At 39.9% G+C, this 13,579-nt stretch carries 11 protein-coding genes; 7 read left to right on the forward strand and 4 right to left on the reverse strand.

From position 1 onward, the window contains the following. Positions 1 to 59: 59 nt before the first annotated feature. Together ABDW32_RS04390 and ABDW32_RS04395 are read right to left on the reverse strand one after the other, a co-directional pair. A complete protein-coding gene (locus tag ABDW32_RS04390) occupies positions 60 to 914 on the reverse strand; it encodes an NAD(P)-dependent oxidoreductase (RefSeq protein WP_343559831.1) in 855 nt (284 codons plus the stop codon). A gap of 153 nt (positions 915 to 1,067) precedes the next feature. Continuing rightward, entirely contained in the window at positions 1,068 to 1,694 is a 627-nt protein-coding gene (locus ABDW32_RS04395) for a Crp/Fnr family transcriptional regulator (protein WP_343559833.1), read from the reverse strand. 408 nt (positions 1,695 to 2,102) lie between these two features. On the opposite strand from ABDW32_RS04395, the gene ABDW32_RS04400 reads away from it, so the two are divergent. From ABDW32_RS04400 to ABDW32_RS04410, 3 genes are all read left to right on the forward strand, one after another. Continuing rightward, entirely contained in the window at positions 2,103 to 4,703 is a 2,601-nt protein-coding gene (locus ABDW32_RS04400; RefSeq protein ID WP_343559835.1) for a TonB-dependent receptor, read from the forward strand. Positions 4,704 to 4,803: 100 nt separating this feature from the next. Then, entirely contained in the window at positions 4,804 to 5,187 is a 384-nt protein-coding gene (locus ABDW32_RS04405) for a hypothetical protein (protein WP_343559837.1), read from the forward strand. A 72-nt stretch (positions 5,188 to 5,259) separates the two neighbouring features. Continuing rightward, the gene (locus ABDW32_RS04410; protein ID WP_343559839.1) at positions 5,260 to 6,456 is read left to right on the forward strand and encodes a hypothetical protein; all 1,197 of its coding nucleotides are present in this window, start codon (positions 5,260 to 5,262) and stop codon (positions 6,454 to 6,456) included. Between the two features lie 183 nt (positions 6,457 to 6,639). On the opposite strand, the gene ABDW32_RS04415 is transcribed toward ABDW32_RS04410, so the two are convergent. Both ABDW32_RS04415 and ABDW32_RS04420 read right to left on the reverse strand, forming a co-directional pair. Beyond that, positions 6,640 to 7,521, reverse strand: coding sequence for a prephenate dehydrogenase (locus tag ABDW32_RS04415; protein WP_343559841.1), 882 nt, complete (start codon positions 7,519 to 7,521; stop codon positions 6,640 to 6,642). A gap of 83 nt (positions 7,522 to 7,604) precedes the next feature. Continuing rightward, a complete protein-coding gene (locus ABDW32_RS04420; RefSeq protein WP_343559843.1) occupies positions 7,605 to 8,765 on the reverse strand; it encodes an aminotransferase class I/II-fold pyridoxal phosphate-dependent enzyme in 1,161 nt (386 codons plus the stop codon). A gap of 269 nt (positions 8,766 to 9,034) precedes the next feature. On the opposite strand from ABDW32_RS04420, the gene ABDW32_RS04425 reads away from it, so the two are divergent. The 4 genes from ABDW32_RS04425 to ABDW32_RS04440 all read left to right on the forward strand — a co-directional run bounded on the left by ABDW32_RS04425 (position 9,035) and on the right by ABDW32_RS04440 (position 13,553). Then, positions 9,035 to 10,858 (forward strand): ABC transporter ATP-binding protein, encoded by a 1,824-nt coding sequence (locus tag ABDW32_RS04425; protein WP_343559845.1) that lies wholly within the window; start codon positions 9,035 to 9,037, stop codon positions 10,856 to 10,858. 130 nt (positions 10,859 to 10,988) lie between these two features. After that, the gene (mqnE, locus tag ABDW32_RS04430; protein ID WP_343559847.1) at positions 10,989 to 12,188 is read left to right on the forward strand and encodes an aminofutalosine synthase MqnE; all 1,200 of its coding nucleotides are present in this window, start codon (positions 10,989 to 10,991) and stop codon (positions 12,186 to 12,188) included. 17 nt (positions 12,189 to 12,205) lie between these two features. Then, positions 12,206 to 12,832 carry a histidine phosphatase family protein gene (locus ABDW32_RS04435; protein WP_343559849.1) on the forward strand — a complete coding sequence of 209 codons (627 nt, stop codon included), beginning with the start codon at positions 12,206 to 12,208 and terminating at the stop codon, positions 12,830 to 12,832. Beyond that, on the forward strand, positions 12,825 to 13,553 hold the full coding sequence (locus ABDW32_RS04440; protein WP_343559851.1) for a menaquinone biosynthesis protein: 729 nt from the start codon (positions 12,825 to 12,827) through the stop codon (positions 13,551 to 13,553). Before ABDW32_RS04435 ends, ABDW32_RS04440 begins: the two co-directional genes overlap by 8 nt. Positions 13,554 to 13,579: the final 26 nt, after the last annotated feature.

The following is a 13,579-nucleotide window of genomic DNA, read 5'->3' on the forward strand; positions in this document are numbered from 1 at the left end:
TTATGTCCTGTGAATTCCTCATTATGCTTGCTAGGCAAAATCGTGTCTGATAAACAAATTTAGACTCCGGATGGTTTTATTGACTCAATAATTCCGATCACATCTAATTCTCCCAACCCCTTGTCATGTGCCTTTTGATAGGTGTCGAGCAAGGTGTCAAGTAGGGGATAGGTAGCTCCCGCCTGCTGTGCCAACCGGATGTCTTTTAACATGAGATCAAGCGCAAATGCTGCGTTATAATTTCCTTCAACGAGCAAAGGTGTTTTTACTTTTGTTGCTCCGCTACCACTGGCACTTTCGTTGATAATCGCGAGCATCTCACGACGTTCAATCCCTAACTGATCGGAGAATAAGATGGTTTCCGCCAGACCCTGATAAAGGATTGATAGAAAGTAATTGATGGCTAGTTTTGCGGCAATACCTTTGCCATTTTCACCAAGATGTTTAATGGATTTTCCCATCTTTTCAAGGTAAGGCCTGGCACGTTCGAGGTCAGTTTGCGCACCACCGACCATAATGACCAATGTACCTTCAGCAGCAGGTGTGGTACTTCCGGCAACCGGAGCATCCAGAAAAGCTGCGCCTTTTGCTTTTAGTTTATTGGCAAGATTGATACTCACATCTTGAGCGATGGTACTCATATCTACAAATAATTTTCCGCTGATAGGCTGTCCAAGAATTTTACCATAAACTTCTTCGACAGCTTCGTCGTTTGTCAGCATGGTGAAAACAACATCACTGGCCTCGATCAGATCCGAGACTTCACTATAAACAGTTGATTGTGCTGCAAAGTCTGCCGTTTTGGCGATGTTCCTGTTGTAAACGGCAAGGGAAAAACCTGCTTTTTCAAGGTTTTTTGCCATGGGATTCCCCATGTTTCCTAATCCGATAAATCCTATATTTTCTGTCTTCATATTAAATTCTGTCAGGTGAATTGAACATTCTGCTCCCGATAAAGGTACAAATGTTTTTGGATCTACAGCATACAACGCTAGGACATCAGCATAAGGTATTGAAATCTGTATCTGCAGGCTTTATATCCGTTGGATACGAATTTATTTTTGTTACTAAATCAATACCCTGATTTCATTCCTGAGCAACACAATTTTGTCTTCGTTCTCCAGTTTTTTTAAGATCCGGGAAACGACAACACGGGAAGTGTTCAGATCGGATGCAATATCCTGATGAGTAAGGGTAAGAATTCGGTCGTTGGTCAGATTTACTTTAGCTTTTAGGTAATTGAAGATACGTTCTTCCATATTGGAGAATGCAAGATTATCTACGGCCTGAAGCATTTCGTTCATCCGGCTGGAATAGCTTGATATAATGAAATTCCGCCAGGAGGGGTATTTTCCCATCCAGTCATTGACCTGTTCATTGGGGATCATGGCTACGGTTGTATCTTTTTCGGCCCGGGCACGAATTTCACTTTTTTTATTTCCCAGACAGCAGGCAATAGACATGGTACAGGTCTGCCCCTGTTCAAGATAATAGAGTAAGAGCTCACCTCCGGTTTCGTCCTCACGGACGACTTTGATCGCTCCTGCTAGCAAGAGGGGCATTGCCCTGATGTATTGATCAGTATCGATGATGAGATCGCCTTCACGGAAAGTTTTGATGTGTGCGGTCTGTATAATTTCTTCAATCAATGCAGATTCAAGAATACCTGCGTAAGCTTGCTCAATGGACAACATAGTTTTTATTCATACTTAAATATAGGCATTTTGATCTGAAGGGTGGGGCGTATTTGCCTAAAAAACGCTACGGCCTTATACGATGCTGTAGTAATAAAGACTGCCTCAGCTAGATATCCGCATAAAAAACGGAAATAAAAGAATGTGTTGACTTATTCAAACAAGACAAAATTTTATTCTGACTACTTTTAATATATTTCTATTAAAAGGATGTTTTTGTTATATTCTTAGTAACGGGAATCTTTTTGATTTGCTGTTTTGATTTTAAAATCCAGCTTATTCTATGGAAGATTAAAATCTGAAGTAAATATTAATGTACGGTTTACAGTTACGCTAGTGTTAAAATTAGTTAAAAAGACAATCAATTCCTAATTTTGCGGCACAAAAAACAAAACAATCACATCTAAGATGAAAAAGTCTTTACTTTTTTTTGCACTTGTTTTTGCTAGCTATGGTTCGGTTCATGCACAAACGGCAAATACAAGTTCGGTTTCAGGAGTTGTAAAAGAGGCTACTGGACAAACAGTTAAAGGAGCAACCATTAAAATCACCCACATCCCAAGTGGACAAGTTGTAAGCAGCTCAGCTGATGCTCAAGGAAAATTTCAAATTTCAAATCTTCAAGAGGGCGGTCCCTACAAAGTGGAAGTGACCTATATTGGTGAAAAACCAGTTGTCATTGAAAACATCCTACTGAAATCGGGCGAATCGTTGACTATAAACCCAACATTTTCGGAGGGTTCTTCAACGGATTTAGATGAGGTTGTTGTTGTTGGTCATGGTGTCATTGATATTGCTGTGGGTAGAAAAACACCTATTGCGGTTTCAACAATTCACAGAACTGAAATTGAAGAAAAAGTAGGTGCGCAAGATATCACGTCAACTTTGGCGAATACGCCATCTGTTTACATTACGGGACAGGCAAAAGGTTTTGGTGAATCTTCAATGACTACACGTGGTTTTGACCAATCCAATACCGCATTTTTATTGAATGGTCAGCCCGTAAATGGAATGGATAACGGCCGTGTATATTGGTCAAACTGGTCTGGTCTTACCGACATTGCATCGTTGGTACAGATCCAACGTGGTTTGGGATCTTCCAAACTAGCAATTTCATCTGTGGGGGGAACGATCAACTTTGTAACCAAGTCCACTGATATGAAAGAAGGCGGTTTTGTTCGGACGACAGTCGGTAATGACATGCTGATGAAAGGAACTGTTGGTTATAATACTGGAATGATGAAAAATGGTTTTGCTGTTTCAGCAATGTTTACACATTGGTCCGGTGATGGATATGTGAATGGTACGCAAGGACAGGGACAAAACTATTTCTTGTCTGTGGGGTATAAAGCGAGCGAGAAGCATAACTTTAACTTAATGGTTACCGGTGCTCCACAATGGCATAATCAAGGTTTCACTTCGACATTGGATAACTACTTGAAAAATGGACGAAGATTCAATAGTAATGTGGAGACCGTTGATGGTACTGAAGTTAACTACCGTAAAAATTACTACCATAAACCAGTAGCCAATTTCAACTGGGATTGGACCATCGATGATAAATCTTCATTATCCACTGTTGTTTATGCTTCGTTGGCAAGTGGTGGTGGTCAAACCAAAAGAACTGATAAGTTCAATAAAGGACCTTACTTAGCTGCTGATGTTAACAATCACCAATGGTATGGAATCGTTTCCAACTATAACCGTAAATTAAATGAGCATTTAAATTTCAACGTTGGATTTGACTTACGCGATTATAAAGGTGAGCACTATCGTCAGGTAACCGATATGTTGGGTCAGTCATCAATTGCCAACGTAGGTAATGTAAACCTGGGCAATAATGTCTTTATTACAGAGACTTATTCAACTAATCCATGGAAGGCATTTTCAAGCCAGCCAAAATCTACAGAAAATAGATTAGCATGGGATTATGAACAAATGATCCGTTACGGTGGCTTATTTGGTCAATTGGAATATGCTAAAAATGGTTTTACAGCTTTTTTCCAAGGGTCAGTTTCACAACAGCAAAATAGCCGTAGAGAATATTATCTAGAGAAACCCGAGAACGCAAAATCGGAAAATGTTAATAATTTTGGATATAACACCAAAGGCGGTGTAAGCTATACCTTAGGCAAACATAGTCTTTTTGCTAATGCTGGTTACTATTCACGTCAGCCCTATCAGAACAATATCTTCATGAACTATAGAAATGACGTAAACCCGTTTGCAGAAAACGAGAAAATTCTAGGTCTTGAATTAGGCTATAAATTTATGTCAAGATACATTGATGTGAATGTGAATGCTTATAAGACAACATGGGAAAATAGAGTGACTGGTAGCTCACGAAATGCTTCAAAAGCAGATGTTACCAAGTATAATCCAACCAATGATCCAAACATCTTAGTAGAGGGAGATTATCTTTATTTCTCGAATTACGGCGTAAAACAAAACCACAAAGGGGTGGAGTTGGATTTTGCTGCCCGTCCATTCAGCGGATTTACCCTTAAAGGTTTTGCCTCTATTGGTGACTGGAAATATGATGGTGAATCAGTGTCAATTGTCCGTAACGAAAATAGGGTCGAATTGGCAACCGAAAAGGTAGATTTAACTGGCGGCCAAGTTGGTGATGCAGCGCAAACAACCTATGGTTTAGGTGCAAAGTACTTTATTACGAAAGGTTTATCCGTTGATGGAGACTGGAGATCTTACGATCGTTTGTATTCTTCAAGACAAGCTGGTCAGGGCAAAGTATTGGAACTACCTTCATATCAACTTGTTGATGCTGGTGTTTCTTATAAAATAGATATCAGTGAGAAGAATGCAATAAGTTTTAGATTTAACATCAATAACTTATTCAACAAATTCTATATTTCTGAGGCCACTACAAATATTTTTGAAAATACCAAGGCTGGGGAAAAGAATGAATATTGGAACGGAATCAATACCGCTAACACAGTGTTGATCGGTTTAGGCAGAACCTGGAATGCTTCAGTGAAATTCACATTCTAATAAAATCTTATTCGTTTTAAAAAGACTCACATTATTGTGGGTCTTTTTTTTGTTTTTTAATAAAAACTTAATACTTTTAGGTGATCTAACTGCCAACCTGATGTTGCATAAATTAATTTGTCTGGAAAATTTACAGATAGGTACCGTTTATTTTTCCGCTTTTGTGGTAAACCTGGATGGTGGAAGTACCGGTTTTGCTTTATTTATTAACCAAGAAAATGATCCCATTTTTATTTTTCGAAAAGAGAAGAAAAATGAAGTGTCTTTCCATGTGAATGAAGAACAATTTTTTTGGATTGTAAAAAATAGTCAATTTACAGCTGGTGAACGCCAAAACTTTTTCGCAGAATTTGTTGAGTTCTTACGTTTAATGGAAGACAAGGTTTCCAATTATGTCTTTAAACGGGAGAAGCTAGTAAGATTTACGAATTCGAGGGATATCGTTCGATACAAATATCTCTATTTAACCGGCGAACTGAATTAGATCGCTTCTATACAAGCAGGAATGGCAGACGGTTAAATTTCTTTTGTATCGAAATTTAGCTTAGTTTTGGGTATGAAGCTAATGATATCAAATCTATCTCTCACCCTTCGGGGCAATGCGGTTACAGCAGCGGATTTTAATCTTCCCTCAGCTGTATTGCTTGCTAAATTTTCTTTTTTGCCAATTTCTTCTTTTTTTCCAACGGATATCATTCCCTTTTCCCCGGATGAGTTTGATCACATCCAACAAGAAGACATCCAACTCCTGTTAAAGGGCTTTTCAATTGGGATTATTGCTGATAACGATCCTGTAGAAGTACTCGAAGAAGTCATTGCACTGTCAAACAATGCGCTAGCATACAGTTACCTTGGTCTCTATTATTTTAAAATAAAAGCCTACGAAAATGCAATTACTGTCTACAGTAGGGCAATTGAACATTTTAAAGAGGAACCTTATTTTTATGCAAGCCGATGCTTAATCTATCGCCTGATTGGAGAAGATGAGGGCGCATTTTATGATTACCAGATTGCCAAAAGATTGGATTTTAATTATCACAGTGTATTGGAATGGCAGGAAAACCAGGCCGAAGTAAGTTATTATGAAGCAGAAAATCTGGTCATTCAGGAGCTGGAATCTAGAGCCAAAGAACTCAGTATGGACGAACTGAATTCATTGGGACTTGAATATGTCCACTGTTATGATTACCTGAAGGCGATCGAATTGTATACCTTGGCCATCAATAAAAATACAGCAGGAGATAGTAACCTCTTTGTTTTCAGAGGAAGTCTCTATCTTAAACTGACCTGCTTTGAACTGGCTTTAAACGATTTTAATCGGGCGATCGAGCTGGATGAAAATCAAACGGCTGCTTATGTATTCCGTGCAAAGGTTTTTGAATCGTATGGTTATTCAGAAAAAGCGCTTGAAGATTATGCAAAAGCTGAAGAAAATGATAGCAATTCATCTATCGTTTATGAAGAACGGGCTTCCTTATTTGAGCGTCTGGGCTGTCTACCTGAAGCATTGTCCGATTTCGACCGTTTGGTCGAATTGAATCCTGAGGACTTTTATGTGTATTCTTTACGAGCCGATCTCAAGGAAAAACTGGAGGATATACATGGCGCATTGGTAGATTATTCAACAGCTATCGAATTGAATCCTTATTATTCGGACCTGTATTCTTATCGTGCTGCGATCAAAGAAAAGCTCGGTGATGCGGTGGGAGCGAAGCTTGATTTGGATAAGTTTAATGAATTGGAAGATGAGTAAAGAGAAGAAAGCCCTCCAAAAGAAGAAACTTCCGTGGGCGAATTGAATAGTTGGATAGGAACTGGAAGAAATGAATAAGATTAAATATCAACGGGATGCCACGATTTTTTGGATATCGCCGTTGATATTTTAGTAGATCTCCCGCTGCAGCTGCAATTTTTCTACCTTAAATTCGCTCAAAACCTATTTAATGATACGTTTAATCTTATTTGAACGTTTGATGAGTTTATGCAACTTATCATAATCTTCACTAGCGATTGAATCATGTAAGGATTGCAATTGTTTGATATGCTCTTCCAATACTTCAAGCACATTTTCGCGATTCTGTTTGAAGATAGGCGTCCACATATCGGGTGAGCTTTTAGCCAGGCGGACAGTAGATTCAAAACCTGATCCCGCCAACTCAAATATACGTCCCTGAGATTTCTCCTTTTCCAATACGGTCAATGCCAGTGCGAATGAAGTCAGGTGGGAGATATGTGAAACATAGGCTGTATGCACATCGTGTTCGTCCGCATTCATAAAGCAGGTACGCATCTCCAGTTGATCCGTGATCGCGTCAGTAAGTTCGAATGCGTCTTCATCCGTTCTAAAAGCTTCGACATACACCATCATTTTCCCCTTGAATAAACCCGCTACGGCAGCTTCGGGCCCAGAATATTCTGTACCGGCCATGGGATGCGCTGCAATATAGCGTCCTCTATTGGGGTGATCTTTGATTTTGTTCAGTATGTTTGTCTTGGTAGAACCCATATCGATAACGACCTGCTCTGTTACCTGATCAAGGATCTGAGGAACAACCTGCAAAATCGCATCTACGGGAATAGTCAATATAAGCACCTTACAGGTTTTTATTGCCTCTTCCAAAGCCATTGCTTCGTCGATAAAGCCCAATTGCTTGGCTTTATCAAGATTTTTTTCACTTTTATCTACACCAATAATCTTACTGCAGAATTTTGTTTCTTTTAAGCGGATCGCAACTGAGCCGCCAATTAAGCCTACGCCTACGATGGCAATATTCATATGTGAATAATTATTTATTCCTGTTTGTCTTTCAAAGCCCATATGAATTATCCCGATTATATTTATTTGTCTGCTGTAATCGTGGATATTTCATCGGATTGAAATGTTAATTTTGAAAAATCTGTCTAGAAGTTATCCTTAATACGTTGGATGGATTCTTCAAGAACTTCTACTGTGGCACAGAGACTGATCCGGATATACTGATTTCCTCCGTCCCCAAAAATCCCGCCCGGTGTGATAAACACACGTGCTTTTTCCAGGACAGCATCACTAAGCGCATAACCATCCGCATAGGAATTCGGGATCTGAGCCCATACAAATAAACCAACCTGATCTTTTTGATATGAACAGCCCAATAAGTTCATGATTTCATAGACTTTATGACGTCTATCAGCATAAATTTTATTAAGCTCCTGATACCATGAAGCCTCCAGTTGTAAGGCCTTTGCTGCCGCTAATTGAACAGGCAAAAACATTCCGGAATCCATATTGCTTTTAAAGCGTAACACCTGATTGATACGCTCTTCGCTACCAACCAATGCTCCGACTCTCCAGCCAGCCATATTGGATGATTTGCTTAATGAATTTAATTCTATTGCGACCTCTTTTGCACCTTCCACGCTCATGATACTACGTGGTTTGTCCGTCAGGATGAAGCTATAGGGATTGTCATGACAGATAAGAATATTGAATTCCTTTGCAAATGCAATCAGTTCTTTATAAAACGCATCCGATGCTGAGGCACCCGTAGGCATATGCGGATAGTTGATCCACATCAACTTGACGTTTGATAGATCCTGTTTCCGAAGTTCGTCAAAATCAATCAGCCAATTTTTTTCCTGCCTTAGCTTATAGGTGATCGATTCAGCTCCACTCAATCTAACGGCAGCAGCATAGGCTGGGTAGCCGGGATTGGGGATTAAAGCCTTGTCTCCCTCCTGTAGGTAAGTCATGCAAATATGAACGATACCTTCTTTTGATCCAATCAGCGGTAAGATTTCCGTGTTGGGGTTAAAAGTAGCCTGATAATAGCGTTGATACCAATCGGCGACAGCCTGTCTTAAAGCTGGAGCTCCTTTGTAATTTTGATAGCCATGTACATTTGGAAGTTGGGCATTTGTATTTAATGTCGCTATTACCTCCGGGTGAGGGGGTAAGTCAGGACTTCCAATTCCTAGGTTGATTACACGTGCACCCTGTTTGTTAAGCTCATCTATTTCTCTCAGTTTTTTTGAGAAGTAGTATTCTTCAGTTTGCTGCAATCTTTTGGCAACGTCTATTTGCATTTTATTTTTAATAATTTTGGTATTTGAATGAAGCTAAATTAGGGAATTATCTATAAAAAGCAGCTATTTTTGTCTTTTTTTCAAATGAACAGCAAGCTCGTCGTTTTATACCACCGCTTAAGAATTTTATTGAATAGAACAGTATGAGTGCTTTTCTTGATTAATTTGTTATTTTTGTTCAATTTCCTCGCTCAAAAGAACTTTAATGGAAGAGGAGAGATCGACAAATTATTTTTGGTATCAAGTTAATTTGTCTTAGTTCAAAATAAATGAAAACATATTTTAGGCTCTTATCATTTGCTAAACCCATTGAGAAATTTGCGATTCCATATGTAATCTGCACCTTGGTTACGGTTGTTTTTAGCACCTTAAATTTAGCATTACTCGCTCCATTACTCCATACACTTTTTAATACGGGTGAATCTGCCGCTGAAGTTGTAAAGCCCGAGACTTATACGGATATATTAGCTTGGTTTAACTACTATGCGAATGTAGCAAATACCCAGTTCGGTGCTTATGGCGCTTTAAAGTACGTTTGTATTGTTATCGTCATCTCCGTATTTATCAGTAATCTTTTCCGTTATTTCTGCCAGCGGATTATGGAAAACTTTCGTATTCACACCTTGTTGAAACTACGTAGGGCAGTATTTGATAATGTGATGGATCTGCATGTCGGTTATTTTACGGGACAGCGGAAAGGGGATATCGTTTCCAAGGTCGCCTCCGATGTACAGGTGGTACAATATTCGGTTACGGGTACTTTGCAGGTCGTATTCAAAGAGCCTTTGCAGCTGATCGCCTATATTGTGATGTTATTTAATATCTCGGCGAAGCTGACCTTCTTTTCGTTGTTAGTCATTCCAATTTCAGCATTTTTTATCGCGCGAATTGTGAAAAATTTAAAAAGCCAGGCCCGCTCCGCACAGGAATCCTATGGAAATATGATTTCCTATCTCGACGAGGCATTATCTGGTATCAAAATCATTAAAGCCTTTAATGCGGTCTCGTTTATAAAGAATAGATTTCATAATGAAAATGAACGATATGCCAATATTGGTCGGGCAATGGCGAAAAGACAACAATTGAGTTCGCCTGTTTCGGAGCTGCTGGGAGTGATCATGGTTGCTATTATTTTGTTGTACGGCGGGCATTTGGTGCTATCCGGAGACAAAAGTTTGACAGCACCTGCATTTATCGCTTATATCGCTATTTTCTCACAGGTGATGCGCCCCGCGAAAGCTTTGACAGATGCCTTTAGTGGTATTCACAATGGTCTTGCCGCCGGAGAACGGGTATTGGAATTAGTTGATGAACGCAGTGAAGTGACCGACAAACCGGACGCGAAAAAGGTTGAAAGCTTTGAACAACATATTGTTTTTAAAGGTGTAAATTTTGCCTATACGAAAGATAAGAAAATTCTCCAGGGAATAGACTTAAGTATCGAAAAAGGAAAAGTAGTGGCCTTGGTTGGACCTTCGGGTGGAGGAAAATCAACATTAGTGGACCTCATTCCACGATTTATGGATGTCACTGACGGACAGATCTTATTCGACGGCGTAGATTTAAGGGATCTGGATCAGGATTCTTTGCGTAGCATGATTGGGGTCGTTAATCAGGAGTCTATTTTATTTAACGATACTATTTTCAATAATATCGCATTTGCCAACCTATCTGCCAGCCAGGAAGAAATCGAAGCGGCGGCAAAAATAGCCAATGCGCATGAGTTTATCCTAAAGACAGACCATGGATACCAAACCAATATTGGTGACCGTGGCGGTAAATTATCAGGTGGGCAGCGTCAGCGGATCTGTATTGCACGTGCAGTATTGAAAAATCCACCGATTATGTTGCTCGATGAAGCTACTTCGGCCTTGGATACGGAATCTGAAAAACTTGTACAAGATTCCCTTTATAAGTTGATGGATAATCGCACAACAGTCGTGATTGCACATCGTTTAAGCACCATTCAGAATGCCGATAAGATTGTGGTGATCGAAGCGGGAAAAATTGTTGAAACAGGTAGCCATAGTGAATTGCTACAGCATAACGGCTTATATAAGAAGTTGATTGAGATGCAGCAATTTACCGACTAAGCATGCCGTCTTAGGATTTTTTTTGTCTTTCCAGAACTAAACATGACGCAATCCTGAATGAGTGTTATCACATTTTATTATAACTTTTGTCGCCTTTTAGGTACATTTGTTTAAGATAGGAGATACATTAATGAACGCAGTAGATAAATTAAATTTCTTGATCAATGATACACATTTAGACGTTGAATTAAGAAATATAGCCGAGAAAGTTTTGCGAGAGGAGCGTATCACTTTTGATGAAGGAGTTCTTTTATACGAAAAAGGTGAATTAGGCTATCTTGGTGTTCTTGCCAATTACATCCGTGAGAAACGTCATGGAGACCATACCTTCTTTAATCGCAATTTTCACATTGAGCCCACGAATGTATGTGTATATGACTGCAAATTCTGTTCCTATTCCAGATTGATCAAAGAGCGCGCGGAAGGATGGGAAATGGAGGTCGATGGCATGATGGATATTGTGAAGAAATATGACAATGAAGCTGTTACCGAAGTGCATATTACCGGTGGAGTTGTGCCAAAGCAAAATCTCGAATTTTATGCCGATTTCTTTAGAAGATGTAAAGCACACCGACCAGAATTACATATCAAGGGACTCACTCCAGTAGAATATTATTACATCTTCAAGAAAGCAAAGATGAGCCACTACGAGGGACTAAAATACTTGCAGTCCTGTGGTCTGGATTCGATGCCCGGCGGTGGGGCTGAAATCTTCCATCCGGAAATCCGGGAGCAGATTGCGCATGACAAATGTACGGCTGAGCAGTGGTTAGATATTCACGAGCAAGCACACCGTTTGGGGATGCATACGAATGCCACCATGTTATACGGTCATATTGAGCAATTTTGGCATCGGGTAGACCATATGGAACGTTTGCGGCAGCTTCAGGATAAGACCGGTGGCTTCCAGACTTTTATTCCATTGAAGTTTAGGAACAAGGAAAACCAGATGTCACACATTCCTGAGGTGTCTGTAATCGAAGATTTAAGAAATTATGCGATCGCTCGGATCTACATGGATAATTTTGATCATATCAAAGCCTATTGGGCCATGATATCAAGAGATACAGCGCAATTGTCCCTGGCTTTTGGTGTGGACGATATTGATGGTACTTTGGACGATACGACCAAAATTTATAGTATGGCCGGTGCGGAAGAGCAAAAACCCGGAATGACGACACAAGAGGTCGTAGAATTGATTAAAAAGGTTGGCCGCCATCCTATTGAACGGGATACGTTGTATAATGTGGTGACCGACTACAATGACGTCGTCTTTGAAAAGGATACCAAAAAGAAAAGTTATTACGCACTGCCTGTTGTGAACCCCTAAACTAGATCATATTTATTTTGAAAAAGACATTTTATTTTATACGACACGGACAGACTGATCTAAATTTAAAAGGCATCGTGCAGGGGAGAGGGGTTAATTCCCCATTAAATGAAACCGGAATCGCCCAGGCTCAGGCTTTCTTTGAACGGTACAATACAGTGCCTTTTGACAAAATTTACACCTCAACCTTATTGCGGACACATCAGACCGTAAAAGGCTTTATTGACCAGAATTTACCCTGGGAACAGCTCGTAGGCTTGGATGAAATCAGCTGGGGAATCTACGAAGGGAAGGAGCAGACACCTGAGTTATTGTCTGGCTTTGAACAATTGGTAGCTGCATGGCGCAACGGAGAATTGGATGTCAGTATTGAAAATGGAGAGTCTCCAAACGCATTAATGGAACGCCAGCAGGTCGCATTGGATCATATGTTGGCCCAAGCAAATGAAAAAAATATTCTAGTTTGCATGCATGGTCGTGCCTTACGTATCATGCTTTGCCTGATGACTGGTATTGATGCCCGGTATATGGATGATTTTCCACACACAAATACTGCTTTATATAAATTGCTGTATGATAATGGTCAATTTGAAATTATAGACCATTACAATACAGATCACCTAGAAGCATTGATGAATGAATAAAATTAGAGTTTCAGCCGTATCCTATACAAATACTTATCCGTTTTTGAACGGAATACGCAAATCAAAGGTAATGGATCAGATTGATCTTAGCGTCGATTATCCAAGTGCCTGTGCACAAAAAGTAATCGATGACGAGGCAGATATGGGAATTATTCCGACTGCCGCACTGCTCAGTCTTCCAGAATATTATATCAATACCGATTTTTGTATCGGAACTGAAGGCGCCGTTGATTCGGTGTTTATTTTTTCCAATAAGCCTATTTCGGAAGTCGAGACGCTTAGACTCGATAAGCAATCGCGGACTTCTAATGGTCTGGCGCGTGTGCTGCTAAAGAATTACTGGAAAAGAGAGGTTCAGCTGATTACAGACGATAGCGTGGAACCAGATGCCTACGTTCTGATCGGTGACCGTACCTTCGGTAAAAAGAATACTGTACCCTATGTCTATGACCTGGGGAAAGAATGGTTTGATTTTACAGGATTGCCTTTTGCGTTTGCCCTTTGGGTAAGCAACAAAAAGCTGCCTGAATCGTTTGTGAAAGATTTCAATGATGCACTTGCTTATGGCGTGGCTCATGCGACGGATGTCATTGCCGGACTCCCCGAATTTGAGGGGTTTGACTATACAAAATATTTAACTTCACATCTTGATTTTCATCTGACAGACCAAAAACGGGAGGCTGTACAACGCTATCTGGGCTATTTAAAAGAACTGGACTGATCAAATAAAACTTAACCCTTTGGCAT

It is taken from the genome of Sphingobacterium sp. (assembly GCF_039596235.1).
Lineage (GTDB): Bacteria > Bacteroidota > Bacteroidia > Sphingobacteriales > Sphingobacteriaceae > Sphingobacterium.